Here is a 25,271-nt window from a genome sequence, read left to right as displayed (position 1 = left end):
ATGCGCCTGTTGATCTCTGTCGCCGGTGCGCATTTCTGTCGCGGTTGCGACCGCCGCGCAGGGACCCCCGGCTCTACGCGCCTCGAACACGGCACCTCCCGACCCCGGGTGCGGCATCGCTCCCATCGCAAGTACGGCATCCGACCGGCCGGATGCGGGATCGCACCGACCGGGTAGAGCGACATCTGCACGGCGGATCGCCCCGGCGCCGCCCCATTCGCCCCGACAGGTCACTCCTGCCCCACGGGTCGTGCAGATGTCGCGCCACTCCGCCGCGTCGACCCGCGCCGGGTCCCACGAGCCACACGGACACTCCACCGGAAGGGGGAGCACACGAACCCGCCCCGGGAGGGAGGCGAGCGGGGACGCCGCGGACGTAACGTCGGAGCACGGACCAAGGAGGACGCATGCTGCGCCTGTCAGGAGTGACAAAGAACTACGGCACACGCCGGGTGCTCGACGATGTCGGGTTCACCGTCGAGAACGGCCGACTCACCGGTTTCGTCGGCGGCAACGGCGCCGGCAAGACCACGACCATGCGCATCGCGCTGGGTGTGCTCGCGGCGGATGCGGGCACGGTCGAGATCGACGGCACGCCCATCACGAGCGAAGACCGTCGTCGCTTCGGCTACATGCCCGAGGAGCGCGGCCTGTACCCCAAGATGAAGGTCGGCGAGCACATCGCCTATCTCGCCCGCCTCCACGGCTACAGCAAGGCCGCGGCCACCGCGAACGCCGAGAAGCTGCTGGACCGCCTCGGGCTCGGCGAGCGCCTCGGCGACACGGTCGAGACTCTCTCACTCGGAAACCAGCAGCGCGCGCAGATCGCGGCGGCCCTCGTGCACGACCCCGAGGTGCTCATCCTCGACGAGCCGTTCTCGGGTCTCGACCCGCTCGCGGTCGAGGTCGTCGCGGGAGTGCTCGCCGAGCGCGCCGCGGCGGGCGTCGCCGTGCTGTTCTCGTCCCACCAGCTCGACGTCGTCGAGCGCCTCTGCGATGACCTCGTGATCATCGCGGGCGGCACGATCCGCGCGGCGGGCGGCCGAGAGCAGCTCCGCGCCGAGTTCAGCTCACCGCGCTTCGAGCTCGTCACCGGCGGCGACCTGGGCTGGCTGCGCGACGTGCCCGAGGTCACCGTCGTCGAGCTCGCCGGCGGTGAGGCCGTGTTCGAGGCGTCCCCCGAGGTCGCCCGAGCCGTCCTCTCCCGCGCGGCGGCGGCCGGAGACGTCGACTCGTTCTCGCCGCAGCGCCCCACACTCACGCAGATCTTCCGGGAGGTCATCCGATGAACGCGAAAATCCCCGCAGCCCCGACGACCGCACAGAGCGTCTGGCTGGTCGCCGAGCGCGAGATCGGCTCCAAGCTGCGCAGCAAGCCGTTCGTGATCTCCACCGTCATCCTCTTCGTGCTCGCCCTCGGCGCGGTCGTCTGGGGCGGGTTCACGGCGAGCGACACGAGCGGCATCAAGGTGGCCGTGACGCCGGCGACCGCATCCGTCGTCTCGGGTGTCGCAGGGCTCGACGTGACGGATGCGGACTCCTCCGACGCCGCGATGGCACTGGTCACCGACGGCACCGTCGAGGCGGCTCTCGTTCCCACCGCGGACGTTCCGGATGCGGCTGCTTCCAGCGCGTTCGACTACACCGTCGTGGGCAAGGACGATCTGCCTTCCGGGCTGCTTCCGATCCTGAGCCAGTCTCCGCCGGTGCACCTGCTGGAGCCGGCGAGCACCGACTTCCTGCTGCGGTACTTCGTGGCCCTCGGATTCGGCCTCGTGTTCCTGCTCGCCGCGTCCACCTTCGGCGGCACGATCGCGCAGTCGGTCGTCGAGGAGAAGCAGACCCGCGTGGTCGAGCTGCTGATCTCCGCCATCCCGGTGCGGGCTCTCATGGCCGGCAAGATCATCGGCAACACGATCCTCGCGATGGGTCAGATCGTGGTGCTCGCGGCGATCGCGATCGTGGGGCTCTCGGTGACGGGGCAGGACCTCGTGCTCACGGGTCTCGGCGGACCCATCGTGTGGTTCGCGATCTTCTTCCTGCTCGGCTTCATCCTGCTGGCGGCGTTGTTCGCCGCGGCCGGCGCCATGGTGTCGCGCATGGAGGACATCGGTTCGACCACCGCGCCCCTGACGATGCTCGTGATGCTGCCGTACTTCCTGGTCATCTTCTTCAACGACAACCAGCTCGTGCTGACGATCATGTCGTACGTGCCGTTCTCGGCTCCGGTCGCGATGCCGCTGCGCCTCTACCTGGGCGGCGCGATGTGGTGGGAGCCGCTGGTGTCGCTCGTCGTGCTGGCGATCACGTGCGTCCTGGCGATCTGGGTCGGCTCGCGCATCTACAGCCGCTCGCTGCTGCGGATGGGGGCACGCGTGAAGCTGTCGGAGGCGCTCGCGCGCAGCTGACCCCGCGTTTCGTCGCACCGAGACTGCATTTCCGTCACGAGAGTGCGGGTAAACCCCGTGATCTCGTGACGGAAATGCAGTCTCGCGGGTTGAGAAACGCGGCCTCAGGTGCGGTGGGCGGCGCGGCCGCCGTGCCCGCCCATCGCATCGGCCGCTCGCACCTGGGCGAGGTGCGACAGCGCCTGGGGCGTGTTGCCGATCTGGCGACGAGCCGTCGGGTCGTACTCCTCGGAGAAGAGCCCAAGATCGTTGGCCGTGGCGCAGGCGCGGTCCATGAGCGCCCGCGCGTCGTCGACCCGGCCCATGCGGGCGTACTGCTCCACGAGCCAGAACGTGCAGGCGATGAACGGATGCTCCCCGCCGGCCAGCCCATCCACGCCCGTCTGCGTGCGGTAGCGGTTGACGAGCCCGTCGGGCATCAGCTCCGCCTCGATGCGGGCGACCGTGGCGAGCATGCGCGGATCGTCCGGTTCGCAGAAGCCCACCTGCGGCAGCAGCAGGAGGGAGGCGTCGACCTCCGTCGAGCCGTAATGCTGCACGAACGCTCCGGATGCCGCATCCACCCCATGGGTGTCGATCTCGTCGCGCAGCCGGTCGCGCAGGGCCTCCCACTTCTCGACGGGTCCCTGCTGCCCATACGTGCGCACGGCCCGCACGCCGCGGTCGAAGGCGGCCCACATCATCGCGCGCGACTGGGTGAAGCGCTGCGGATCGCCGCGCACCTCCCAGATGCCGTTGTCGGGCTCGTCGATGCGCGCCTCGACACCGTCGAGAAGGGCGCGCTGCAGGGCCCATGCCAGCGGATCGTCGGGCACCCCGGCGACGCGAGCCGCCTCGAGGGAGACCATGACCTCACCCACCACGTCGGCCTGGTACTGGTTCACCGCACCGTTTCCCACCCGCACCGGCGCCGATCCCTCGTAGCCGGGCAGGCTCGTGAGCTGGCGCTCCGGCAGGTCGCGCTCCCCCGCGACGCCGTACATGATCTGCATCTGGCGCGGGTCTCCCGCGATCGCGCGGATGAGCCAGGACCGCCACTGCTCGGCGACCTCGAGGAACCCGTGCGCGACGAGCGCCTCGAGCGTGAGGGCCGCATCCCTGAGCCACACGTACCGGTAGTCCCAGTTGCGCTCTCCCCCGATCTGTTCCGGAAGCGAGGTGGTGACCGCCGCCACGATCCCGCCGGTGTCCTGGTGACTGAGTGCCCGCAGGACGAGCAGGGAGCGCACGACCTCGTCGCGATGCGGTCCGTCGTGATCGATGGATGCGGCGAAGCCGGTCCACCAGCTTCGCGTGCGCTCGAGCGCCGCATCCACGTCCAGCGGTGCGGGCGTGGGCAGGTAGGAAGGGTTCCAGGTCGCGACGAGGTCGGCCGTCTCGCCCGAGGCGACGCTCACGCGCCCGCGGTGCGCGCGTCCGTGCGGGGTGAGCGCGACGCCGCGGACGATGAGCGCGTCGGGGCCGGCGATCGCGTGGAGGGCGGGCGCCGCCGCATCCCCCACCTGACGCACCCAGGGGATCGCGCGCGCGTAGTCGAAGCGGATGCGCAGATGCGTCGTGAACTCGACGGTGCCGCTGATGCCGACGATGCGGCGCACGATGTCGACGCGTCCCCCGTCGATGGGCAGGAAGTCGTGCACCTCGGCGACGCCGGTCGCGCTCTCCCACCGGGTCACCAGCACGAAGGTGTCGCCGTCGTAGCGCCGGCTGGCCACCGCATCCGTATCCTCCGGCCGCAGATGCCACGCGCCCTGCTCGTTCTCGCCGAGGATCGCGGCGAAGACGGATGCGGAGTCGAACCGCGGCGCGCAGAACCAGTCGATACTGCCCTCGCGCGAGACCAGGGCGGCGGTGCGGCAGTCGCTGAGGACGGCGTAGTCCTCGATCGGGACGCTCATGCTCCGATCATGCCGCGTCGTCAAGCCTTCGCCGCGTCCGGCGCGGCAACTCATAGCGGGGACTAACGTGGCCTGCGTGACCGACACCACGCTCGTCATCTTCGGCGCGACCGGCGACCTCACCTCCCGGCTGCTGCTTCCCGCTCTCGCCCAGCTGCTGGATCGAGAACCCGGACGCACCGTGCACCTGCTCGGCGCCGCCCGCCGCAAGCTCAGCGACACACAGTGGCGCGACCTGCTGAAGGCGGGGGTCGGCGAGGGGCACGGCGAGGCGGTGGATCGTCTCGTCGCGGACGCGCGCTACATCGTGGCCGACCCGACCGACGCCGACGACCTGAAGCGCGTGCTGGATGCGGTCGAGGGTCGCCCGGTGTTCTACTTCGCCGTCCCGCCGCAGGTCGCCGAGGCAGCCTGCGAGCAGTTGGCGGGCATGGATGTGCCCGAAGGGCTCACGCTCGCACTCGAGAAGCCCTTCGGCACGGATGAGGCGAGCGCCCGGTCGCTGAACGAGACCTTGCGCCGGGTGGTGCCGGAGAACCAGATCTTCCGCGTCGATCACTTCCTCGGCCGCTCCACCGTGCTCAACGTACTGGGCCTGCGCTTCGCCAACCGGCTGTTCGAGCCGGCCTGGTCTGCCGAGGACGTCGAGTCCGTCGTCATCCGCTTCGACGAGACGCTGGGGCTCGAGGACCGCGCGGGCTACTACGACCAGGCGGGTGCCCTGATCGACATGATCCAGAGCCACCTGCTGCAGGTGATGGCGATCGTGGCGATGGAGCCCCCGGCGACACTGCACGAGACGGACCTGCGGGATGCGACCGCGGCGGTGCTGCGGGCCACATCGCTGTGGGAGGACAACGCCGTGCGCTCCGCCCGCCGCGCCCGCTACACGGCCGGCACGGTCGGCGACGAAGAGCTTCCCGCCTACGCCGATGAGCAGGGGGTCGACCCCGCGCGCCAGACCGAGACGCTCGCGGAGGTCACCCTCGAGGTTCGCACGGCACGGTGGGAGGGCGTGCCCTTCACCCTGCGCTCGGGCAAGGCACTCGGACGCAAGGACACCGAGATCGTGCTGACGTTCCGGCCGGTGCGCCATCTGCCGGCCGGCTTCACCGGACATGCTCCCGGGTCCACCCTGCGGTTCTCGCTCGGTCCCGACAAGATCTCGCTCGGCCTGAACGTCAACGGCAACGAGGAGCCCTTCTCACTCGTGCGGGAGGACGTGGAGGTGACGCTCGGCGACGGCGCACTCCTCGCCTACAGCGAGGTGCTCTCCAGCATCCTCGACCAGGATGCGGCTCTCGCCGTCCGCGGCGACGCGGCCGAGCAGTGCTGGCGCATCGTGCAGCCGGTGCTGGACGCGTGGCGACGCGGCGAGACGCCGCTGGACGAGTACCCGGCAGGATCGACCGGCCCTGCCGCCTGGCCGCAGCTGCCCTGAGCCGCGTCAGGTCTGCAGCACCGCCAGCACGTTGCCGGCGGGGTCGGTGAACCACGCGATGTCGGGGCCGTACCCGCCGCCGCGCATGATGCCGCGCTCGTCGGTGGCGAACTGCTCGTCGGCGTAGATCTTCGTCTCCACCCCTCGGGCGCGGAGGTCGTCGACGGCATCATCGATGTCGGCGACGGGGAAGTTGAGCACGGTGTAGCTCGCGGGCTCGTGGTTCGGTTTCGTGTACAGCAGCACGCGCGCCCCCGACGAGAGCTCGAGCTCCAAGAAGCCCATGGGGTTGTCGACGACCGTGAGGCCGAGCACGTCGCCGTAGAACGTGCGGGCCGCATCCGTGTCGTCGATGCTGAAACCGCTGAACGCGGCATCCGGTGTGAACATCGTGATCCCCCTCGATCGTCACGCCTCAGCTTGCTCCCGCGGCGCGCGACTGTCGAGGGCGGATGCGGATCAGCGCTCGACGAGCACGCCGTCCTCGTCGGCCCAGACGCGGCGGCCGGGGGCGAACACGACGCCTGCGATCTCGACCGCGACGTCCACCTCGCCCACACCGTCCTTCGCGCTCTTGCGGGGGTTGGTGCCGAGGGCCTTCACTCCGAGAGGGAGGGTCGCGAGCACGGCCGCATCCCTGACGGCACCGAACACGATGATGCCGGCCCAGCCGTTCTCGACCGCGGCGCCCGCAATGATGTCGCCCACGAGCGCGGACTCGAGCGAACCGGCGCCGTCGATGACGAGCACGGCGCCGTCTCCCGGCGTCTGCAGCACCGATTTCACGAGTGCGTTGTCACGGTGGCAGCGCACCGTGCGTACCGGACCGTCGAACGCCCGCCTTCCGCCCAGGTCGCGCAGCTGCAGCGCGAGCGAGTCGAGCTGCTCACCCCGCTCGTCGTACACATCGGCTGTCGCGATCACCATGCGTCCACGGTAGGACGCCCGGATGCCGGCGCCGCGTGGTCGGCGCCGTGAAGTTCTTTCCACATTCACACCCGACACGGATCCGGGAACATTCCGCCTCTGTATACCGTTGCATGGATCGGGCCGATGACGTCCCCCCGCATATTCGACCCCGAGGAGATCCTCATGTCTGACACTCTCGACCGCACCGCCCCCACCGACGCGCCCATTCTCGACGTGCTCTCGCAGCGCTGGAGCACCCGCGCCTACGACAGCGTGACCCCGATCGACGAGGACGCCCTGCGCGGCGCACTCGAGGCCGCCCGCTGGTCGCCCTCCGCCTACAACAACCAGCCCTGGCGCTTCATCGTGGCCCGCCGCGGCACCGAGACCCACGCGAAGGTCGTCGCCAGCATGGTCGAGTTCAACCAGGCGTGGGCCGCCCCCGCCGGCGCACTCGTAGTGTTCATCGCCGAGACCTCGCGCGGCGAGCACCAGTTCCCCTCCGCGTTCTACGACCTCGGCCAGGCCGCCGCGCACTTCACCGTGCAGGCCCACGCCAACGGTCTGTACACCCACCAGCTCACCGGCTTCGACGCGGCTGCCGTCTCCGAGGCCTTCGACCTCGCGCCCGAGTTCACGCCCTTCTCGATCATGGCCGTCGGCAACCACGGCACCATCGAGGACGCCCCCGAGTTCGCCCGTGACGGCGAGCGCGCCCCTCGCGTGCGCCGCCCGATCGAGGAGTCGGTCGTCGTCAACGACTGACCCCCTCTGGGCCTTTCCGTTACGGACCCCCTACAGCTCGCCTGTCACAGATCGACGCTCCGCGCTCGATCTGTGACAGGCGAGCTGTGGTTTCGGCGCGCGACACCCGCGACGGGCAGGGGCGGGGCACTCTAGACGCCGCCACATCCGGGCACCAGCCTGCGACACCTCGACACCGGACGTGCCTATCGTGAGGCATGGTCCCGAGCATCGTCGGGGTGGGCACGGCCGTGCCCGACACCCGGCTCACCCAGTCGCAGATCCGCGACCTCTTCCTCATGCAGCCGGGCCTCGACCGCCGCGCGCAACGGATCCTCGGCGCCGCCTTCGACGCCGCGGCCATCGACACGCGCCACACGGTGCTGGCATCGCTCACCGGCGACGCCCCGCCGGAGGCTCTCGCGGTGCGTGAGGGCGACCGGATTCTGGACCCCGGCACCGCCGCAAGAAACGCCGAGTTCCGCCGACTCGTCCCCGACCTGTTCGCGCGGGCGGGCCGAGCGGCGCTGACCGATGCCGGGGTCGCGCCCGGCGAGGTGACGCACGTCATCACCGTCAGCTGCACCGGGCTGTTCGCCCCCGGCCCCGACATGCTGCTCGTGCGCGATCTGGGCCTGCGCCCGGAGACCGAGCGCTACCACCACGGATTCGTCGGCTGCGCGGCGGCCGTGCCGGCGCTGCGCGCGGCGCACCGCATCGCCGTCGCGCAGCCGGGCGCCGTCGTGCTCGTCGCGTGCGCGGAACTGTGCTCACTGCACCTGCGCGTCAGCGACGACCCGGAGCAGATCGTCGCCGCATCCCTCTTCGCCGACGGCGCGGCGGCGGCCGTGGTGACCTCGCGGGAGTACGCGGGGCGCCGCTTCGAGCTCGACGAGTTCCGCACGGCGCTCAGCGACGACGGCGAGCACGACATGGTCTGGACCGTCGGCGACCACGGCTTCGAGATGACGCTGACGCCCGAGGTTCCCCGCATCGTGGGCCGCGAGGTCGCCGATGCGGTCGCATACCTCGACGGCGCCACCGCGTGGGCGATCCACCCGGGCGGGCGCAGCGTGCTGGACCGGGTGGCCACCGGACTCGGACTCACCGAGGAGCAGATGGCCCCCTCGCGCGAGGTGCTGCGCGCGTTCGGCAACATGTCCAGCGCGACCGTGCTGTTCATCCTCGACCGGATGCGGCGCGATCCCGCCCTCGCCGACGGCACGACTCTGGGGCTGTTGGCCTTCGGCCCCGGCCTCACGGTCGAGTCGGGGCGTCTGCTCGTGCGAGGCGACGCGTGAACCTCGCGGAGCGCGACACGTCGCTGGGCGAACTGATGGACGACCCGGACTGCGACCCACGACTGCTCGCGGCCACGTATCGCCGCTTCGGTCTCGTGAACCGGCTGGTCGCGGGGTGGGCCGGTGTCTACCGGCGGACGCTCCGTCCCTATCTGGCCGGCCTCGAACGCCCGGCGCGCGTGCTGGATCTGGGATGCGGCGGCGGGGATGTGGCGGCGCACCTGGCCGCGCTCGCCCGCGCCGACGGACTGCGGGTGCAGTGGATCGGCGCGGATCCCGACCCGCGCGCCATCGAGGCCGCGGCGGCACGTACCGCATCCGATGTGTCCTTCGTCTGCACCGACTCCGGCGCCCTGCGCGAGAACGGTGAGCGCTTCGACGCGGTGCTCTCGAACCATGTGCTGCACCATCTGGATGCGAGGCAGCTCGCCGCGTTCGTCGACGACTCCGCCGCGCTGTCGACCGGCCTCGTCCTGCACGGCGACATCGAGCGGGGGCGCTTGGCGTACGCGCTCTACAACGCCGGCATCCTGCCTCTGGCCCCCGGCACCTTCCTGCGCACCGACGGGCTCCGCTCCATCCGGCGCAGCTATCGAGCCGCCGAGCTCGCGGCGCGCCTGCCCGAGGGATGGCGCGTCGAGCGCCCCGCCCGCTTCCGGGTGCTGGCCGTCAGGGACGCACGTGCCTGACGTCGTCGTCGTCGGCGCGGGTCCGGTCGGGCTGCTACTCACGGCGGAGCTGCGCCGGCTCGGGGTGGATGTCACCGCGCTCGAGAAGCGTCCCGGCCAGGGCGACGGCACACGGGCGATCGGCATTCATCCGCCGACGCTCGCAGCACTCGAGGCCTCCGGCGCGACGGCGCGGCTGCTCGAGGACGCCGTGCGCGTCGAACGCGGTGAGGCACGCACCGGCGGACGGCTGCTGGGCGCAGTGGACTTTCGCCGCCTGTCCGCGCGCTTCCCCTTCGTCGCAACCCTGCCCCAGCGCATGACCGAAGGCGTGCTGGCCGATCTCGCCGGGCCCGTCGAGCGCGGGATCACGGTGACCACCGTGCACCACGACGGCGACCGGATGCGGGTGCGTACGGCCGACGGACGCGATCTCGCCGCGCGGCTCGTCATCGTCGCCAGCGGCTGGGGCGGCCGGTCGCTCGCGTACCGCTCCGCCGCGCTGCGGGTGCACGAGTACCGCGACCGCTACCTCATGACCGACACGACGCTCAGCGCCTCCGACCCGGTGGCGGTGATCCGACTCGACGCCGCCGGCGTCATGGAGTCCTTCCCGCTCCCCGGCTCCGGCCGCCGTTTCGTGCTGCACGACGCGGAAGGGGGCCCGGACGAGCCCGACGCTCGTTATGAGCGGATGCGGCGCGCCCTGCGCGAGCGCGGCGAGGATGAGGCCGCCGACCGGATGGAGGTCGTCACGGCCTTCCGGGTTCGACGTCTCGTCGCACCGCGCCTCCGGCGGGGCGGCCTGATCGTCGTCGGCGACGCGGCGCACGAGGTGAGCCCGATCGGCGGTCAGGGCATGAACCTCGGCCTGCTGGACGCGGCGACACTCGCCCCGATCGTCGCCGAGGGGATCCGCACCGGAACTCCCGCCTCCGCAGATCTCGCTCGCTGGGAGCGGCGCCGCGTGCGCTCCGCGCGGATCGCGGCCGCGATGGCGAGCGTGAACACCGCGCTCGGACGCCCGGCCGGTGCGGTGGCCCACCGCATCCGCGGCGGGACGCTCGGGATGCTGCTGCACAGTCCGGTCGGGGCCGTGCTCACGCGCGCCTATGCGATGGGTTTCGACGCCGACGCCGGCTGAGGTTGCCCACAGGCACCGGCGGCGGGCCAGCCGATCTGACAGCATTCATCCGTGAGTATGCGACGGTTCGGAATCCTCGGCACGCTGACCCTGGCCGCGGCGGCGCTGGTGTTGACAGCCTGCACCGCGGCACCGAGCGACCCGCCCGAGCCGGCGGAATCGCCGAGCGCGATCACCACGCCGGCACCGTCCACCCCGCCCACTCCCGCCGCATCCGATGATGCCGCCGGCGGCCCCGTCGAGAGTTTCCGCGCCTGGTTCCAGGCCACCCGGACGCCCGACCCCGCCGCGGCGTGCGCGGCGCTCTCTCCCGCTCTGGCGGAGCGGATGCTCGCCGAGCTCAATCAGAACGGTCTCGCCCTCACGACCTGCGAGGAGATGATCCAGGCGACCTCGGAGCTCTACCGCGCCACCGGGCAGAGCGCCGACGTCGACGTGCAGGTGCAGTCGGAGACGGCCACGGACGCCACACTGTTCGTCACCTATGGGGCATCGGGCGATTGCGGCACCGTCGTCATGCACCGCGACGCGTCGTCGTGGATCATCACGGACGAATCGCGCGAGTGCGCCGGGTAGAACCGCTCAGGAGCTGAGCGATCCACCCGTCGCCACGAGCTGGACGGCGAGCAGGAGCGCCGCGCCCATCACGAGACGGAACACGATGCGTCCGGGGCGGCGCGCCCACGCGCATCCCACGGCGACGACCGCCACGCCGACGACAGCGGCGAAGAAGAGCCACGAGACGATCGGCGCCGCATCCCTCGCGGGACCCAGCCGCACCGCCGCCGCGCCGCCGATGATCCCGACCCCCGCCAGCGCACCCGACCAGCGCGCTCCGATCCGATGCGGAAGACCGCGGATGCCGGTGCGCTGATCGTCGTCGAGATCCGGCAGTACGTTGGCCAGGTGCACCGCCGCCCCCAGCGATGCGCCGGCAGCGCTCGCCCACGGCGCCGCGAGTGCAGGCGCCGCAGCCGACAGCGTGGCCAGCGACGGCAGCAGACCGAAGCTCACGAGGAACGGCACGATCGAGAACGGCGTCGCCTTCAACGGTGCGTTGTACAGCCACGCGGAGGCGATCGTCACCGCCTGCGCGGCGAGCAATCCCCACCCGAGCGGAGCCGACAGCAGCAGCGCGCAGGCGACGGATGCGGCGGCCACCGTCCACGCGGTACGGAGGCCGACCTCGCCGCGAGCGAGCGGCTTGTCGGTGCGGCCCACTGCCCGATCCCGGCCGGCGTCGATCGCATCGTTCGACAGACCGATCGACACCTGCCCGGCGAAAACGGCGGCCGTCAGCAGCGCGATGCGCCAGGGTGCGAGCCCGGCCGAGACGCCGAGCGCCAGGGTGAGCACCGTCACGACCAGGGCGGGCCCCGGATGCGTCGACGCCCAGAGCGCACGCACGGTGGCCAGGGCTCGGGTCATGCTCCGACCGTAAGCGGCAGCATCCGTGTTGCCTCGCGGGTTGACGGCGACGCGCCGCTCAGTCGGTCGCGGTGATCTGCGTCTGGATGCGGGTGATGGCCTCACCCAGCCGACCCCGTGCGAGCAGGCCTCCTGTGGCCAACGGCCCCGAGGCGTCGCGACCGACCGGCGGCAACAGGCGCAGCGCCGCGCGCGTGTCTGGGGTGAGAAGAGCGAGCTGCGCGTCGATCTCGCCGTCGAACGCACCGGGCGCCGCCGCATCCGCCGCGACCGCCGCATAGGCCGCCGCACCCAGCGCGTGCGCGCCCATGTGGGCGACGCCGGCCGCCTGTGCCGCGGAGCGGGCCGCGGCGACCGCCGGAGCGCTCGTCACGGCGTGCGCCGCCCGGCCCGCGACGAAGCGCCGCTTGATCTCCCCTGCCGCATCCAGCTCTCCGCGCGCGTACGCACGAGCTCGGGCGATGGCGTCGCGAGGCCGGTCGTCGCCGGGGGCCTCCGCCTCGAACAGGGCGAGCACGCGCTCGGCGCACTCCGCCGCCCAGGCCGCGACCAGGCGGCGATCGGCGTCGTCGAGCGACTGCGGAGAAGGCATCCCCCCTGTCTACACCGCGTCCGTCCGACGGCACACGATCGCACCGACGGGGCGTTCGCCGCGGGCCGCGCGACGGTGCGTCTCGAGGATCTCGAATCCCGCGCCCTCCAGGCGTCGTTCCAGTTCCGCGGCGGGCCAGCGCCACGCACCGATGACCGCGTGACCGAACGGCTCGAGCGCGTCCGCATCGAAGAATCCGAGCACGAGCGAGCCGCCTGGGCAGAGCACCCGCGCGAACTCCGCGAACGGCACGTCGATCGCCGTCGGCGCGTGGTGGATCGTCGAGAACCAGGCCAGGATGCCACCCAGCGCCGCGTCCGGCTCGTCGATCGCGTCGATCGTGCCGACGTCGAACCGGATGCCGGGGTGACGCGCTCGGGCCGTATCGACGAACTCCGCCGTCAGGTCGATCCCCCGCACGTCGAGGCCGCGCTCGGCGAGGTGCGCGCTCCAGTGCCCGGGCCCGCATCCGGCATCCAGGACCCGGCCGTGGATGCCGTCGGCCCACGTCTCGATCAGCTGACGGTCGGAGGGGTGCACCGCGGACATCGTTCCCAGTGCCTGCGTGTACTCGGCGGCTCGCCGGTCGTACGCCTCGGCCACATCCGTCACGCTTCGAGCGTATCCGGGCTCCGCCGCTCACTCCCCAGCTCACCGCGTTTCGACCCACCGTCCCCCATCGCCTCAGATCCAGCCGCGCTCCTCCGCGCGCAGCAGCGCCTGCTGCCGCGTTTCGAGGTGCAGCTTGCCGAGGATGGACGAGACATGGTTGCGCACCGTGCCCGGCGACAAATGCAGAGTGCGGGCGATGGTCGCGATGGTCTGCCCCTCGGCACCTGCACGCAGCACGTCGAGCTCCCGGTCGGTGAGGGGGCTCCGCTCGTCGGCGAGCGCGTCGGCGGCGATCTCGGGATCGACGTACCGGCGTCCCGCGGCGACCTGACGGATGACGTCGGCGACGTCCTGCGCCGGCCGCGACTTCGGCAGGAATCCGTCGACCCCCGCCTGCAGTGCACGCCGGAGCACGCCCGGCCGCGCGTGCCGCGTCACCGCGACGACGCGCGAACGCGTCTGCTTGCGCACCCGCGCCGCCGCATCGATGCCGTCCAGACCCGGCATCTCGACATCGAAGAGGCAGACGTCCGGATGCAGGCGCAGCGCTGCCGCCACCGCCTGTTCGCCGTCGACGCACTCGCCGACCACCTCGATATCCGGCTCCAACCGCAGCAGCGCGGCGAGCGCCGTGCGGATCATGTCCTCGTCGTCGGCGATGAGCACCCGGATCATGCGCTCACCCCCGTCGGCACGCGCGCGTCCAGGACGAACACATCGTCGTCGAGCTCGGTCACGAGCGATCCCCCTGCCTCGGCCAGACGCGCTGTCATGCCGTCGATCCCCGCGCCCTCGCCTGCCGCCGCACCGCCGCGGTCGTTCTCCGCGCGGTACCGCCAGCCGCCGCCGTCGCGCTCCAGCGAGAGCCGGGCGAAGCGGCCGCCGCCGTGCTTGAGGATGTTGGTGGTGCTCTCCCGCACGACCGGCCCGAGCGCGTCGCTTGGCGCGCCTGCGGCATCCGGGCTCACGGCGAGCTCGACACTGAGCCCCGCCGCACGCAGGAGGTCGGCGGCGTTGGCCAGCTCGTCCGGCAGCGGAACGCCGCGGAAGCGCGCGGCGAGCGCCCTCGTGCCCACACGGGCCTCATCGACCTCGCGGCGCGCGGCGCGGATGTGCTCGAGAGCGGCGGGCGGGTCCGCGCTCAGGCGTTCGGCGAGCTCGAGTTGCAGCGCGACCACCTGCAGATGGTGGCCTTGCAGATCGTGCACATCGCTCGCGAGGCGCAGCCGTTCCTGGGTCGCCGCGAGGTTCGCCTCGGTGAGGCGGGCGCGGTCGAGCTCGCGCACGATGTCCCACCACCAGAGCATGCTGACGACGGTGATCGGCAACGCGACGGGGAACATGAACAGCACGAAGATCGGGCCGTAGACCAGCGTCGCCTCGCCCTCCACCGCCCGCAGGTACTCGATCACCGCGATGACGGCGAGCACGACGGTCACCAGGCCCGTGACACGGGCGCGGACGCCGCGCGGCCAGGGCAGGGTGCACACGAGCGCTCCCACCAGCGCCAGCGGCAGCGTGATGCTGCTGGTCACGAGCCCGATCGCGATAGCCGCTGACGCGCCGAGGCCGAAAGCGGCGAGGCGCATCCATCGGCGACTTCCGGCCGCATCCGCCCGGAAGTAGTCGAGGCCCGTCATGACGAACGCCACGAGCCAGGCGAGGGATGCGGCCGCGAACACGGCCAGCTCCGGGGCGGGCTCGGTGACCCACGTCGGGATGGCCCACACCGTCAGCGTGCCGACGGCGAAGAACACGGCGGACGAGAACGTATACCACCACGTCGCGCGCACGCCACGGCCGACGGCGGGCTCGGCGGCGGCCAGGGGTGATGAAGCACTCACGCCGACCAGGCTACGGGCATGACAAAAGTCACGGCCGGCCCGCCCTTTCCTCCTCACCGGTGGTGACGCGGCGGCACTGCCGACGCAGGGCGACCGCCGGTGGGATGGAGACGTACCCCCGACCGCGCATCCCACCACGACGGAGCCGACATGCACGATCTCATCGCAGGATTCCAGAACCTCATCGCCACGGTCCCCGAGCTGGTGCAGCCGCTCATCGTCGCACTCGCGGGCGCCGTTCCGTTCGTCGAGGGCGAGGGTGCGACCGTCATCGGCATCGTCGGCGGCATCCACCCGATCGTCGCGGCCGTGGCCGCCGCTGTCGGCAACTTCGTCTGCGTGGCGATCGTGGTGCTGGTGGGCGCAGGCGTCCGATCGGCCGTGACCTCCGGTCGCACGGCCGCCGCGAGCGGCCAGGTGGCGGAGACCTCGCCGCGTCGCGAGAAGTTCCAGCGGGCCTTCGTGCGCTACGGCGTGCCGGGAGTGAGCCTGCTCGGACCGCTGCTGCTTCCGACGCAGCTCACGTCCGCGATGCTCGCCGGCGCCGGGGTCACCAAGGGGCGCATCCTCGTGTGGCAGGCCATCGCCATCACGATGTGGACCACGATCGCGACCCTCATCGTCACCGGCGTGTGGGCCTTTGCCGGCATCCTCTGAGCATGGAGGAGGCCCCGCATCCGTCGGGATGCGGGGCCTCCTCTCGTCGATCAGTCGTCCAGCAGCTCGGCCTCGATGACATCGTCATCGTCGGAAGCGGACTCGGATGCGGCCGCGCCGGTGCTCGTCAGCACGAGCTGCGAGCCGTCGGCGGCGACATCCACCCGCACGACGTCGCCGTCGTGCACGCCGCCCGAGAGGATCGCCATCGCGAGGCGGTCCTGGATCTCGGACTGGATGAGCCGGCGCAGCGGCCGGGCACCGAACACCGGGTCGTAGCCGCGCTCGGCGAGCCAGGCGCGGGCATCCGGGGTGACCGCGAGCGTGAGGCGGCGGTCCTTCAGCCGGCGCTGGAGCGCATCGACCGACAGCTCCACGATCTGCGCGAGGTCGTCCTGGCTCAGCGCCTGGAACATCACGATGTCGTCGAGACGGTTGAGGAACTCGGGCCGGAACGCCTGCCGCAGCAGAACCTGCACCTGCTCGCGCTTCTGTTCGAGCGTCAGCGTCGGGTCGATGAGGATCGGCGAGCCGAGGTTCGAGGTGAGGATCAGGATGACGTTGCGGAAGTCGACCGTGCGCCCCTGACCGTCGGTCAGGCGACCGTCGTCCATGACCTGCAGCAGCACGTCGAAGACCTCCGGATGCGCCTTCTCGACCTCGTCCAGCAGCACCACCGAGTACGGACGACGACGCACGGCCTCGGTCAGCTGACCGCCCTGCTCGTAGCCGATGTATCCGGGAGGAGCACCGACGAGGCGAGAGACGGAGTGCTTCTCGCCGTACTCGGACATGTCGATGCGCACCATCGCGTGCTCGTCATCGAACAGGAACTCGGCGAGCGCCTTCGCGAGCTCGGTCTTGCCGACACCTGTGGGCCCGAGGAACAGGAACGAACCGGTGGGTCGGTTCGGGTCGCTGATGCCCGCACGCGAGCGGCGCACCGCATCCGAGACCGCCTTCACGGCCTCCTTCTGACCGATCAGACGCTTGCCGAGCTCCGCCTCCAGACGCACGAGCTTCTCGCTCTCGCCCTGCAGCAGACGCCCCACCGGGATGCCGGTCCACGCGGCGATCACCGAGGCGATGTCCTCGTCGGTGACCTGATCGTTCACCATGCGGTCGCCGGTCGACTCGGCCTGCTCGGCCACTCCGAGCTCGCGCTCGAGCGCCGGGATCTCGGCGTACAGCAGCCGCGACGCACGCTCGAGGTTGCCCTCGCGCTGCGCACGCTCGGCGTCGATGCGGGCCGCATCCAGTCGGGTCTTGAGTTCACCGACGCGGTTGAGCGAGGCACGCTCGTGCTCCCAGCGGGCCTGCAGCTCGCCGAGGCGTTCCTGCTCGACGCGCAGGTCTTCACGCAGCTTCTCGAGACGTTCCTTCGAGGCCGCGTCCTTCTCCTTCTTGAGCGCGAGCTCCTCCAGCTTCAGCCGGTCGACGTGACGACGCAGCTCGTCGATCTCCAGCGGCGCGGAGTCGATCTCCATGCGCAGACGCGACGCGGCCTCGTCGATCAGGTCGATCGCCTTGTCGGGCAGCTGGCGCGACGGGATGTAGCGGTTCGACAGCGCGGCAGCGGCGACGAGGGCACCGTCGGCGATGGCCACCTTGTGGTGGGCCTCGTAGCGCTCCTTCAGTCCGCGCAGGATCGCGACGGTGTCCTCGACCGTCGGCTCACCCACGTATACCTGCTGGAAGCGGCGTTCGAGGGCCGCATCCTTCTCGATGAACTCGCGGTACTCGTCGAGGGTCGTGGCGCCGATCAGGCGCAGCTCACCGCGCGCGAGCATGGGCTTGAGCATGTTGGATGCGGCGACCGAGCCCTCGCCGCCACCCGCACCCATGAGCACGTGCAGCTCGTCGATGAAGGTGATGATGCGACCGTCGGACTCGGTGATCTCCTTCAGCACGCTCTTGAGGCGCTCCTCGAACTGGCCGCGGTACATGGCACCGGCGACGAGCGCCGAGATGTCGAGGGAGACGAGCTCCTTGTTCTTGAGGCTCTCGGCGACGTCGCCCGCGACGATGCGCTGAGCGAGCCCCTCGACCACGGCGGTCTTTCCGACGCCGGGCTCGCCGATGAGGACGGGGTTGTTCTTGGTGCGACGGGTCAGCACCTGGCTGACGCGCCGGATCTCGCTGTCGCGCCCGATGACGGGATCGAGCTTGCCCTGACGGGCGCGCTCGGTGAGGTTGATGCCGAACTGCTCGAGGGCGCTCTGCGACTCCTCCTGTCCGGGCTGTTGTGTGGCGTTCATGTGTTCTCCTGAAGTCTCCGGGACTCAAACTTGAGTCTCACGGGCTCAAGTTTATCACCGGGGCTCTCCGGACGCCAGAGGGGACCGCAGATGAGCGTTCGTCACGTAGCCGCCCCGGCGATCGACGCAGCGACTACGGTGCTGCGGGTGATCCGCCGAGCCTCGCGCAGACCCCTGGCGACCCGCGTGCTCCTCAGCTGCGCCGCGATAGGTGCGGCCGGCGCCGTCCTTCTGACGGTCGCGAACCTCACCGCCAAGCTGCTGATCCCGGTCTTCCCGCCGTCGGCGTACATCCTCGCCGGGTTGTGGGCGGTGCCGGCGACGCTCGCGCTGGCCCTGCTGCGCCGCCCGGGCGTCGGCGTGCTCACGGGACTCATCGCGGGCCTGGCGATGACGCCCTTCAGCCCGCAGGGCGCATCCGTCATCCTGGCGGCGCTCTGGTGGGCCGCGGCCTGCGAGCTCCCGTTCCTCATCACGCGCTACCGCCGCTGGACGCTCCTGCTGCACGTGTGCGGCGGAATCGTGGCCGGGCTCGCGAGCATCGCGGTGTCCGCCGCGACGGGCGTGCTGCCGACACTCGGCTTCTCCGCGCAGGTGCTCACGGTCGCCCTCTCGATCGCCGCACCCGTGCTCGCAGCCATCGCGGGCGTCGCCTTGGCTCGGCGGCTGCGGCGCACCGGCGTCGGCGGTCAGTCCGCGAGCGGGGCCGCATCCGGCCGTTCTGAGACGTCCGCCTGAGCAAATGCGGCCGCTGCCTCCCGCATCCCGAGTCGCACGGCCAGGTGCAGCGTCTCCGGGTCACCCGCTGCGGCCCGCTGAAATGCCGCGAGCACCAGGGCGTCGACCACCACGAAGGCGCGCCCGAGCGCGGCCCGAGCGTGCGGTGTGAGCGACACCGCATCCTGCCGCTCGAGAGCTGCGACGACATCGTCGAGGATCGTGAGGTCGGCGGGCGCGTCCCGCGCCGGAATGTCCACGAGCAGCCATCCGGCGGTGCGGATCGCCCGAAACGACGGGATGGTGCGGTACGCCGTGAGAAGCGATCGCACGAGCGCGTGGAACACGCTCTGCCAATCCGGATGCGGCTGCGCGAGCGCCGTCGCGATGAGACGCCGCAGCAGCTGGAAGTTCCGTTCGCCGAGGGCGACGATGACGGCCTTGGCGTCCGGGAAGTAGCGGTAGACCGTGCCGACGGAGGTGTGCGCCTCCTCGGCGACGAGGGCGGGCGTGAGCTCGATCGAGCCCACCCGGTCGACGACGGATGCGGCGGCGCGCAGCAGACCCTCCACCCGCTCGTTCGAACGCTCCTGCACGGGAAGCCGGCGCAGACGAGTGACCGGCGTCGGCCGGCTCAGACTGTGGGGCATACGGGTCTCCTCCCCTCGCCGCGGTGGTGCGCGATCACGACGATGGGCGATCCCATCCGCCTTCGATGCTCGCGCCCCGACACCGAGGACGTCAATCCTGCAGCGCCGGAGGTGACGATCGCTCAGCGATTCACCCCCGGTCCGCCGACGAGGCCGTACTCTCGCGTCGGCCCGCTACCCGTCGGGCGCACCCCCATCCGCTTCCCGAGAGGAACATCCCCCCATGACCTCCATGCCCCAGCCCACTGCCGAAACCGGCTCCACGTCGAACACTCCGGCCGTGCTGACGCACCTGGGCGGCATCCTGTTCTCGTTCATCCCCAGCCTCATCGTCTTCCTCGTGCAGCGCGGGACGGGCTCGAACCTCTACGAGCAGGCCAAGGAGGCGCTCAACCTGCAGATCACGGTCTTCCTCGGCATGGTCGTTGCCGGCATCCTGGCGTTCATCGTCAATGTGCCCGTGGGCGGACTCGTGTGGATCGTGGGTGTCATCTTCGCCGTGATCGGAGCCCGCGCCGCGGCCAAGGGCGAGCTGTACCGCAATCGCAGCATCCTGCGCCTGGTCAGCTGAGCCGTGCCGGGCTGCGCACCACCGCGCAGCCCGGCACTCAGGCGACCGCCGCGACCGAGTCCTGGGTCGGGCATGCGAAGCGCGCCCGGTAGGCGGTCGGCGTCGTCGACAGCACGCGGGTGAAGTTCTGCCGCAGCACGGCCGCGGATCCGAACCCGCACTCCGCGGCGATGCGGTCGAGCCCGTAATCGGTCTGCTCGAGCAGTCGCTGCGCGTGCAGGACCCGCTGGCGCGCGAGCCAGGATGCGGGCGTGGCGCCGAGATCGGCTTTGAACCGCCGCGCGAAGGTGCGGGGTGACATGTGCGCCTTCGCCGCGAGCTGTTCGACCGAGAGGTCCTGGCGCAGGTTCTGCACCATCCACTCCGTCACAGGCGCGAGCGACAGCGACGCGGTCTGCGCGAGCGGACGCGAGATGAACTGCGCCTGCCCGCCTTCGCGCTGCGGAGCCACGACCATGCGACGCGCAATCGTGTTGGTCGCCTCGGCGCCGAGCTCCTGCCGAAGCAAGTGTAGGCACGCATCCAGTCCCGCCGCCGTCCCTGCGCTCGTGATCACCTTTCCGTCCTGCACGTAGAGCACGTCCGGGTCGATGTCGAGACTCGGGTACATCTCGGCCATGCGGTCGGCGTACTTCCAGTGCGTCGTCGCGCGGCGTCCGTCGAGCACTCCGGATGCGGCGAGCACGAACGACCCGCTGCACACGCTCAACAGCCAGGCGTTGCGGCGCTCCGCGCGGCGCAGCAGGTCGGCGAGCCGCGCGTCGATCGTGCCCCAGGTGTCGCGGGGGACCGGCGTGACGACCACGAGGTCGGCCTCGTCGGCGAACGACAGATCGTGCTCGACATTGATCGAGAAGCCGAGGTTCGACATGATCGCGCCCGGCTCGATGGCGCAGACCCGGAAGTCGAACATCGGGATGCCGTCGTCGGTGCGGTCGAGGCCGAACGCCTCGCACGCCAGGCCGAATTCGAACGGGGTGAAGCCGTGCTGGACGACGACGGCGACAGTTCTCATGGGCTCTCCGTGGTTGGCAGGATTAACGCGCTTATGGGCAATCCTGCCAGTCGTGGCACGATCGCACAACACGTAGCTTTTCTGCCATGATCGCACTCATCGTCCTCGGCATCCTCTCGATCGTGGCCATCGTCGCCACCGTCATCGCCGTCGCGCGAGACGGGTACGGCCCGGTGCGCACCGACTGGAGCCGCCTCCCCGACCACCGCGACTCCCCCGCCACCCCCACCACCGGCGTTCCAGGGACCCGCGTTGCGGCCCCCGCGCCCGAAGCACCGCACATCGCGTCCCCCGAACGCGATGCGACACCGGCCGCCCCCGTTCAAGGGACTCGTGTTGCGGTCCCCGCGACCGAAACGCCGCACGTCGCGTCCCTCGAACACGCTGGTTCCACCGCGTCGGCGTGACCTCCGGTCGCTGCCCCGCCCCACCCGTTCAAGGGACCCGTGTTGCGGCCCCGGCGCCCGAAACACCGCACGTCGCGTCCCTCGAACCCGACCCCACCCAGTTCAAGGGACTCGTGTTGCGGTCCCCGCGCCCGAAACGCCGCACATCGCGTCCCTCGAACCCGACCCCACCCAGTTCAAGGGACTCGTGTTGCGCACCCGGCGCCCGAAACGCCGCACCTCGCGTCCCTCGAACACGCCGGCCCTCACGCCCCGGCGTGGCCCCGGACCGACGCGGGATGCGGATCAGCGACGCGGCGCGCGGGGGTGCGGCGTCATCGCCCGCACGGTGTCGAGCAGGATGCGGGCCGACCGTTCCCAAGAGAACCGCGCCACGTGCTCCCGGCCGGCGGCGATCGTTGCGGCACGCACATCGGGATCGTCCAGCTTCGCGACCGCCGCGGCGAACGCCCGCGGGTCGTGCGGATCGACGTACAGGGCGCCGCCGCCGGCCACCTCGCGGAAGATCTCGAGGTCGGTGACGACGGCGGGAACGCCCAGCTCCAGCGCCTCGGCGATCGGCAGGCCGTAACCCTCGTCGAGACTGGTCGTCGCGAGCACCGCGCGGTCGGCGAGCAGGCGCGCGTACTCCTCATCGCTTACGCCGTTGTGGAACACGACGTCGGCGCCGGAGGGCGTGATCGCCTCGAGCTCGGCCCGACGCTCGGGCGAGACGCGGCTGAGCAGGTGCAGGGTGCGACCCGGAAGCGAGGCCATCGCGCGCACCAGGTTGCCCACGTTCTTGTACGGCATGAACGAGCCCATGTAGACGACGTTGCGCACGGGTCCGCTCGCGTCCACCGCGACGCCGTCGAGGTGATCGGCCAGGCGCTGCGGGGCGTTGGGGATCACGACGACCGGGCGCGATGTGAGGTTCACGGCCGCGAACTGGCGCTTGCTCGTCTCACTGACCGTGGCCACCACATCCGCGGCGTTGAGTGTGAGCCGCTGCGGGAGATAGCTGAGGTGGAACAGTCGCCAGCCCAGACGCACCGGGGCGGGCAGGTCCTTGGGGGGTGTGCGATGGCGGTAATAGATCGTGTCGTGCAGCGTGAGGATGACACGGTAACGGCGTCCACCCGTGCCGATCGTCTGCATCGGGGAGAAGACCGCATCCGGCGAGAACCGGTTGAGGAGCCGGGCCGTGAAGGGCTCACGCCACGAGGTCGGCGCGTGGATCGCGAGCGTCTGCGCACCATCGGGCAGCAGCGGGATCTGCCGGGCGTCGTGCACGAGGAAGGTGACCTCGACGCCGGCATCCGCCGCGGCCGCCGACACCGCGGCCGCGAGCTCCGCGGAGTAGCGGCTGATGCCGTCGTGGAAGTCCGTGCGGATGTACCGCGCGTCGAAGAACAGCCGAAGCGGCTCGGCTGCCGTCACGGCTCGACCGGCTGGCCCCGGTAGAGCTTCTCGAAGGTGTCGAGGGTGCGCGCGATGTCGTGGATCTCGACGCCCTTCAGCGACGCCTCCTGCATCGTCCGATACTCCTCGGGGGATGCGGTGAGCACCCGCGTGAGCTTCTCGGCGAGGTCGTCGGCGTTCTGCGGCCGGAAGAGCCAGCCGTTCTCGCCGTCGTGCACGAGGTGCGGCAGCGCGAGAGCGTCGGCGGCGACGACGGGCAGACCCGACGCCATCGCCTCCATGGTCGCGATCGACTGCAGCTCAGCGATCGAGGGCATCGCGAAGACGGACGCACGGGTGAGGATGCGGCGCAGCTCCTCCTCTTCGACGCGACCGTGGAAGGTCACGCGATCGGCGAGCCCGAGCTGCTGCACGAGGGCGTCCAGCGACCTGCGCTGGTCACCGCCGCCCACGATCTCGACCGTGGCGTTCAGCGCGGGATCGAGCTTGGTCACCGCCTGGAGCAGGGTGTCGACGTGCTTCTCGGTGGTGAGGCGCCCGACGAACAGGATGCGGTTCCCGTCGCGCGGGGACAGATCCGCCGTGTAGCCCGAGGCGTCGATGCCGCAGCTGATCGGGATCACGCCGTGGATGTCGATCGTCGCCTCGAGGAAGTCGGCCGCGCGGCGCGTGGGGGTCGTGACCGCGCGGGCCATGTCGAAGGTGCGCGACGCGTCGTCCCACGCGAGCTTGACGAAGACCTTGTCGAGCACCGGCGGCAGCGTCGTGAAGTCGAGGATGTTCTCGGCCATGACGTGGTTGGTAGCGACGACCGGGATGCCGCGCTTGCGGGCCTCGCGCGCGAGCCCACGACCGATGACGATGTGGGACTGGATGTGCACGACGTCAGGCTTCACGCTGTCGAGAACCTGACGGGCGTAGTGCTTGGAGCGCCACGGCCACACGAAACGGAGCCAGTCGTGCGGCTTCCAGCGCACGGCCGGCAGCCGGTGCACCGTGACCGGCACGCCCTCGATGATCTCGGTCGCCGGCGGATACGTGCGGTACTTGAGGCCGGGGGCGACGACGTGCACGTCGTGGCCCCGGCTCGTCAGACCGGCAGCGAGGCGCTCGGCGAAACGCGCGGCACCGTTCACGTCGGGCGCGAACGTGTCGCAGCCCATGACGATCGTGAGGGGGCGGTCGGTATCCGGCGCCGATTCGGGAACGTGGGGCGTCGAGGGGGTAGTCACGTGTGGTGGCTGCCTCTCTGGGGGGTCGTTTGCGGGGTGCGCAGGCGTCCCGAGTCTACCGGAGCCCTCCCGAGCGTCACCGAGGCACCCCGCCTACTCTGGTTGTCATGATGCGATTGCAGGCCGATGCCGATGAGGCCCAGTGGGTTCCCGTCACCGAATCGCTGGGCCTGCGCGGTCGCCGTCACCGCAAGAAGGCGCTGCGGATGCTGATGGCACAGGGCTCGCTCGCCACCGGCGCCGAGCAGCGCGCGGGCAGCGGCTTCGCTGCCTGGCTCATGAGCCAGGCGACGCCGTTGCTCATGCGACGGGCCGCCGGACGCGTGCTGGCGTGGATGTGGCGCGCCGACCCCGAACTGGTCGTGGTGCTCGCGCAGGTGCAGGAGGCCACGCCGCAGTTGCGGACGGCCCGCGCCATGATGCCCATGGAGTACGACGACACAGAGGACTTCCGCAATCCGCATCTCGGTACCGGCGAGCGCCTGCTGATCGATCTTCCCTCGAACCCCAAGGCGCCGCCGTTCGCGACCTACACGTGGGACATCGGCACGCACCTGGTGACCCTGACCGCGGTCTTCGGCGACCGCGAGCGGGTGAAGACCGCGGTCCCCGCCGTGGACGCGCTCGCCCGCACGCTGCGGGCGGTCGACGACCTGCCGATCGGCGAGTCGCCCGACATCCTGCGCATCGACCCGGCCTGAGGCCTACGGTCAGCGCACGGACGGAGCCGGACCGAAGGCGCGGGGCACGCGAGTGATCAGCTCTTCCGCCGCTTCCCAGAAGGACTCATCGAGTTCGTCGACACGGTCGGAGAGGCCGAGTTCCTGGATCCGCCGATACACGTCGTCGATCGTCGTCACCTCGTCGGATGCGGCGATCGGCTGAACCACTTCGAGGAACTCGTCCAGCACGCCCCGCGTCTGCTCCGCCCCGATCGTCACGAGAGCATCGCGGGCGTGCCCGGCCTCGGCGAAGCCCCAGTTGCCGACGAACTGGAGGAGTCCCCCGTTATAGCCGTCGGCGGTGAGCCGCCACAGGGCGAGCAGACTGCGCGAGCGCGGAGCCAGTGCATCCGTCTGGCCGTCGACGGCCGCGAGATCCCGCAGGGACTGCTCGAAGAGCGCATCCTGCTCCAGCATCCAGACGTTCAGCACGCCGTCGGTTCTCGTCGGCACGGCGTCCGGCCAGTTCACCCCGCGTCCGTCGGCCGTCACGACCCAGCGCGCGCGCTGCTCCGGTTCCAGACCGGCCACCGCCCCGACCCGTCCGAGGGGGGCGGCGAGCGAACGGCCGTCTTCGAGCACGAGCAGCACGCGGTCGTGCTCGAAGACGACGTCGCGCACGGGCGACCCGGGCTCCTGGCGTGTCATGCGGC

The 25,271-nt window shown here is 71.0% G+C and carries 27 protein-coding genes; 13 read left to right on the top strand and 14 right to left on the bottom strand.

Annotated features, from left to right (window positions below; all coding sequences use genetic code 11):
* Positions 1-407 precede the first annotated feature (407 nt).
* A complete protein-coding gene (locus tag PQV94_RS00940; protein ID WP_274286938.1) occupies positions 408-1,289 on the top strand; it encodes an ABC transporter ATP-binding protein in 882 nt (293 codons plus the stop codon).
* Positions 1,286-2,407: an ABC transporter permease gene (locus PQV94_RS00935; RefSeq protein ID WP_274286937.1), complete on the top strand. Its 1,122-nt coding sequence runs from the start codon at positions 1,286-1,288 to the stop codon at positions 2,405-2,407. Before PQV94_RS00940 ends, PQV94_RS00935 begins: the two co-directional genes overlap by 4 nt.
* 104 nt (positions 2,408-2,511) lie before the next feature.
* Here PQV94_RS00935 and PQV94_RS00930 read toward each other — a convergent pair whose 3' ends face one another.
* On the bottom strand, positions 2,512-4,305 hold the full coding sequence (locus PQV94_RS00930; protein ID WP_274286936.1) for a glycoside hydrolase family 15 protein: 1,794 nt from the start codon (positions 4,303-4,305) through the stop codon (positions 2,512-2,514).
* 76 nt (positions 4,306-4,381) lie between these two features.
* Between PQV94_RS00930 and PQV94_RS00925 the strand changes: the two genes are divergently transcribed.
* The gene (locus PQV94_RS00925; RefSeq protein WP_274286935.1) at positions 4,382-5,746 is read left to right on the top strand and encodes a glucose-6-phosphate dehydrogenase; all 1,365 of its coding nucleotides are present in this window, start codon (positions 4,382-4,384) and stop codon (positions 5,744-5,746) included.
* A 6-nt stretch (positions 5,747-5,752) separates the two neighbouring features.
* Here PQV94_RS00925 and PQV94_RS00920 read toward each other — a convergent pair whose 3' ends face one another.
* Both PQV94_RS00920 and rraA read right to left on the bottom strand, forming a co-directional pair.
* Positions 5,753-6,136 carry a VOC family protein gene (locus PQV94_RS00920; RefSeq protein ID WP_274286934.1) on the bottom strand — a complete coding sequence of 128 codons (384 nt, stop codon included), beginning with the start codon at positions 6,134-6,136 and terminating at the stop codon, positions 5,753-5,755.
* 69 nt (positions 6,137-6,205) lie between these two features.
* Positions 6,206-6,673, bottom strand: a complete 468-nt coding sequence (gene rraA, locus PQV94_RS00915; protein WP_274286933.1) for a ribonuclease E activity regulator RraA — start codon at positions 6,671-6,673, stop codon at positions 6,206-6,208.
* A 165-nt stretch (positions 6,674-6,838) separates the two neighbouring features.
* Here rraA and PQV94_RS00910 point away from each other — a divergent pair, with 165 nt between their 5' ends.
* The 5 genes from PQV94_RS00910 (at position 6,839) to PQV94_RS00890 (ending at position 11,088) form a co-directional block, all read left to right on the top strand.
* The gene (locus PQV94_RS00910; RefSeq protein ID WP_243226427.1) at positions 6,839-7,420 is read left to right on the top strand and encodes a nitroreductase family protein; all 582 of its coding nucleotides are present in this window, start codon (positions 6,839-6,841) and stop codon (positions 7,418-7,420) included.
* Between the two features lie 197 nt (positions 7,421-7,617).
* Complete coding sequence (locus PQV94_RS00905; protein ID WP_274286932.1) at positions 7,618-8,700, top strand: type III polyketide synthase; 1,083 nt, start codon at positions 7,618-7,620, stop codon at positions 8,698-8,700.
* Positions 8,697-9,389 (top strand): methyltransferase domain-containing protein, encoded by a 693-nt coding sequence (locus tag PQV94_RS00900; protein WP_274286931.1) that lies wholly within the window; start codon positions 8,697-8,699, stop codon positions 9,387-9,389. The genes PQV94_RS00905 and PQV94_RS00900 overlap by 4 nt, the downstream gene beginning before the upstream one ends.
* Positions 9,382-10,512, top strand: a complete 1,131-nt coding sequence (locus PQV94_RS00895) for an FAD-dependent oxidoreductase (RefSeq protein ID WP_274286930.1) — start codon at positions 9,382-9,384, stop codon at positions 10,510-10,512. Before PQV94_RS00900 ends, PQV94_RS00895 begins: the two co-directional genes overlap by 8 nt.
* Before the next feature lie 57 nt (positions 10,513-10,569).
* The gene (locus PQV94_RS00890) at positions 10,570-11,088 is read left to right on the top strand and encodes a hypothetical protein (protein WP_374208943.1); all 519 of its coding nucleotides are present in this window, start codon (positions 10,570-10,572) and stop codon (positions 11,086-11,088) included.
* Between the two features lie 6 nt (positions 11,089-11,094).
* Here PQV94_RS00890 and PQV94_RS00885 read toward each other — a convergent pair whose 3' ends face one another.
* The 5 genes from PQV94_RS00885 to PQV94_RS00865 form a co-directional block, all read right to left on the bottom strand.
* Positions 11,095-11,940: a UbiA family prenyltransferase gene (locus PQV94_RS00885; RefSeq protein ID WP_274286929.1), complete on the bottom strand. Its 846-nt coding sequence runs from the start codon at positions 11,938-11,940 to the stop codon at positions 11,095-11,097.
* Positions 11,941-11,998: 58 nt separating this feature from the next.
* On the bottom strand, positions 11,999-12,532 hold the full coding sequence (locus tag PQV94_RS00880) for a putative immunity protein (protein WP_274286928.1): 534 nt from the start codon (positions 12,530-12,532) through the stop codon (positions 11,999-12,001).
* A 9-nt stretch (positions 12,533-12,541) separates the two neighbouring features.
* Positions 12,542-13,144: a class I SAM-dependent DNA methyltransferase gene (locus tag PQV94_RS00875; RefSeq protein WP_274286927.1), complete on the bottom strand. Its 603-nt coding sequence runs from the start codon at positions 13,142-13,144 to the stop codon at positions 12,542-12,544.
* Between the two features lie 72 nt (positions 13,145-13,216).
* Positions 13,217-13,819 carry a response regulator transcription factor gene (locus PQV94_RS00870; RefSeq protein ID WP_274286926.1) on the bottom strand — a complete coding sequence of 201 codons (603 nt, stop codon included), beginning with the start codon at positions 13,817-13,819 and terminating at the stop codon, positions 13,217-13,219.
* Entirely contained in the window at positions 13,816-14,988 is a 1,173-nt protein-coding gene (locus PQV94_RS00865) for a sensor histidine kinase (RefSeq protein ID WP_274286925.1), read from the bottom strand. Before PQV94_RS00865 ends, PQV94_RS00870 begins: the two co-directional genes overlap by 4 nt.
* Positions 14,989-15,138: 150 nt before the next feature.
* Here PQV94_RS00865 and PQV94_RS00860 point away from each other — a divergent pair, with 150 nt between their 5' ends.
* On the top strand, positions 15,139-15,645 hold the full coding sequence (locus PQV94_RS00860; RefSeq protein ID WP_243226416.1) for a small multidrug efflux protein: 507 nt from the start codon (positions 15,139-15,141) through the stop codon (positions 15,643-15,645).
* Between the two features lie 50 nt (positions 15,646-15,695).
* Here PQV94_RS00860 and PQV94_RS00855 read toward each other — a convergent pair whose 3' ends face one another.
* On the bottom strand, positions 15,696-17,903 hold the full coding sequence (locus PQV94_RS00855) for an ATP-dependent Clp protease ATP-binding subunit (protein ID WP_243226415.1): 2,208 nt from the start codon (positions 17,901-17,903) through the stop codon (positions 15,696-15,698).
* 90 nt (positions 17,904-17,993) lie between these two features.
* Between PQV94_RS00855 and PQV94_RS00850 the strand changes: the two genes are divergently transcribed.
* Complete coding sequence (locus tag PQV94_RS00850; protein ID WP_274286924.1) at positions 17,994-18,641, top strand: ECF transporter S component; 648 nt, start codon at positions 17,994-17,996, stop codon at positions 18,639-18,641.
* Here the strand turns inward: PQV94_RS00850 and PQV94_RS00845 are convergent.
* Positions 18,593-19,270, bottom strand: a complete 678-nt coding sequence (locus tag PQV94_RS00845; protein WP_274286923.1) for a TetR/AcrR family transcriptional regulator — start codon at positions 19,268-19,270, stop codon at positions 18,593-18,595. The genes PQV94_RS00850 and PQV94_RS00845 overlap by 49 nt on opposite strands.
* A gap of 223 nt (positions 19,271-19,493) precedes the next feature.
* Here PQV94_RS00845 and PQV94_RS00840 point away from each other — a divergent pair, with 223 nt between their 5' ends.
* On the top strand, positions 19,494-19,841 hold the full coding sequence (locus tag PQV94_RS00840; protein ID WP_274286922.1) for a DUF4870 domain-containing protein: 348 nt from the start codon (positions 19,494-19,496) through the stop codon (positions 19,839-19,841).
* Positions 19,842-19,878: 37 nt separating this feature from the next.
* Here PQV94_RS00840 and PQV94_RS00835 read toward each other — a convergent pair whose 3' ends face one another.
* Positions 19,879-20,856, bottom strand: coding sequence for a helix-turn-helix domain-containing protein (locus PQV94_RS00835; RefSeq protein WP_274286921.1), 978 nt, complete (start codon positions 20,854-20,856; stop codon positions 19,879-19,881).
* An 86-nt stretch (positions 20,857-20,942) separates the two neighbouring features.
* Here PQV94_RS00835 and PQV94_RS00830 point away from each other — a divergent pair, with 86 nt between their 5' ends.
* On the top strand, positions 20,943-21,263 hold the full coding sequence (locus tag PQV94_RS00830) for a hypothetical protein (RefSeq protein ID WP_274286920.1): 321 nt from the start codon (positions 20,943-20,945) through the stop codon (positions 21,261-21,263).
* 285 nt (positions 21,264-21,548) lie between these two features.
* Here the strand turns inward: PQV94_RS00830 and PQV94_RS00825 are convergent, their stop codons facing one another.
* Together PQV94_RS00825 and PQV94_RS00820 are read right to left on the bottom strand one after the other, a co-directional pair.
* Positions 21,549-22,682, bottom strand: coding sequence for a glycosyltransferase family 4 protein (locus tag PQV94_RS00825; RefSeq protein WP_274286919.1), 1,134 nt, complete (start codon positions 22,680-22,682; stop codon positions 21,549-21,551).
* The gene (locus PQV94_RS00820; protein ID WP_443192697.1) at positions 22,679-23,896 is read right to left on the bottom strand and encodes a glycosyltransferase; all 1,218 of its coding nucleotides are present in this window, start codon (positions 23,894-23,896) and stop codon (positions 22,679-22,681) included. The genes PQV94_RS00825 and PQV94_RS00820 overlap by 4 nt, the downstream gene beginning before the upstream one ends.
* Before the next feature lie 107 nt (positions 23,897-24,003).
* Here PQV94_RS00820 and PQV94_RS00815 point away from each other — a divergent pair, with 107 nt between their 5' ends.
* Positions 24,004-24,597, top strand: coding sequence for a hypothetical protein (locus PQV94_RS00815; protein WP_274286918.1), 594 nt, complete (start codon positions 24,004-24,006; stop codon positions 24,595-24,597).
* A gap of 9 nt (positions 24,598-24,606) precedes the next feature.
* Here the strand turns inward: PQV94_RS00815 and PQV94_RS00810 are convergent, their stop codons facing one another.
* A complete protein-coding gene (locus PQV94_RS00810; protein ID WP_274286917.1) occupies positions 24,607-25,266 on the bottom strand; it encodes a DMP19 family protein in 660 nt (219 codons plus the stop codon).
* Between the last annotated feature and the right edge of the window lie 5 nt (positions 25,267-25,271).

It is taken from the genome of Microbacterium sp. Clip185 (assembly GCF_028743715.1).
Taxonomy (GTDB): domain Bacteria; phylum Actinomycetota; class Actinomycetes; order Actinomycetales; family Microbacteriaceae; genus Microbacterium.
The sequence above is the reverse complement of the archived record's forward strand: the minus strand, read 5'-3'. Positions and strand labels throughout refer to the sequence as shown.

Bases quoted from the DNA above. Each gene is read 5' to 3' on its own strand.
- PQV94_RS00940 (WP_274286938.1), top strand. From the start codon at position 408: ATGCTGCGCCTGTCAGGAGTGACAAAGAACTACGGCACACGCCGGGTG.
- PQV94_RS00935 (WP_274286937.1), top strand. From the start codon at position 1,286: ATGAACGCGAAAATCCCCGCAGCCCCGACGACCGCACAGAGCGTCTGG.
- PQV94_RS00930 (WP_274286936.1), bottom strand. From the start codon at position 4,305: ATGAGCGTCCCGATCGAGGACTACGCCGTCCTCAGCGACTGCCGCACC.
- PQV94_RS00920 (WP_274286934.1), bottom strand. From the start codon at position 6,136: ATGTTCACACCGGATGCCGCGTTCAGCGGTTTCAGCATCGACGACACG.
- rraA (WP_274286933.1), bottom strand. From the start codon at position 6,673: ATGGTGATCGCGACAGCCGATGTGTACGACGAGCGGGGTGAGCAGCTC.
- PQV94_RS00910 (WP_243226427.1), top strand. From the start codon at position 6,839: ATGTCTGACACTCTCGACCGCACCGCCCCCACCGACGCGCCCATTCTC.
- PQV94_RS00905 (WP_274286932.1), top strand. From the start codon at position 7,618: ATGGTCCCGAGCATCGTCGGGGTGGGCACGGCCGTGCCCGACACCCGG.
- PQV94_RS00890 (WP_374208943.1), top strand. From the start codon at position 10,570: ATGCGACGGTTCGGAATCCTCGGCACGCTGACCCTGGCCGCGGCGGCG.
- PQV94_RS00885 (WP_274286929.1), bottom strand. From the start codon at position 11,940: ATGACCCGAGCCCTGGCCACCGTGCGTGCGCTCTGGGCGTCGACGCAT.
- PQV94_RS00880 (WP_274286928.1), bottom strand. From the start codon at position 12,532: ATGCCTTCTCCGCAGTCGCTCGACGACGCCGATCGCCGCCTGGTCGCG.
- PQV94_RS00870 (WP_274286926.1), bottom strand. From the start codon at position 13,819: ATGATCCGGGTGCTCATCGCCGACGACGAGGACATGATCCGCACGGCG.
- PQV94_RS00860 (WP_243226416.1), top strand. From the start codon at position 15,139: ATGCACGATCTCATCGCAGGATTCCAGAACCTCATCGCCACGGTCCCC.
- PQV94_RS00855 (WP_243226415.1), bottom strand. From the start codon at position 17,903: ATGAACGCCACACAACAGCCCGGACAGGAGGAGTCGCAGAGCGCCCTC.
- PQV94_RS00850 (WP_274286924.1), top strand. From the start codon at position 17,994: ATGAGCGTTCGTCACGTAGCCGCCCCGGCGATCGACGCAGCGACTACG.
- PQV94_RS00845 (WP_274286923.1), bottom strand. From the start codon at position 19,270: ATGCCCCACAGTCTGAGCCGGCCGACGCCGGTCACTCGTCTGCGCCGG.
- PQV94_RS00840 (WP_274286922.1), top strand. From the start codon at position 19,494: ATGACCTCCATGCCCCAGCCCACTGCCGAAACCGGCTCCACGTCGAAC.
- PQV94_RS00835 (WP_274286921.1), bottom strand. From the start codon at position 20,856: ATGAGAACTGTCGCCGTCGTCGTCCAGCACGGCTTCACCCCGTTCGAA.
- PQV94_RS00830 (WP_274286920.1), top strand. From the start codon at position 20,943: ATGATCGCACTCATCGTCCTCGGCATCCTCTCGATCGTGGCCATCGTC.
- PQV94_RS00815 (WP_274286918.1), top strand. From the start codon at position 24,004: ATGATGCGATTGCAGGCCGATGCCGATGAGGCCCAGTGGGTTCCCGTC.
- PQV94_RS00810 (WP_274286917.1), bottom strand. From the start codon at position 25,266: ATGACACGCCAGGAGCCCGGGTCGCCCGTGCGCGACGTCGTCTTCGAG.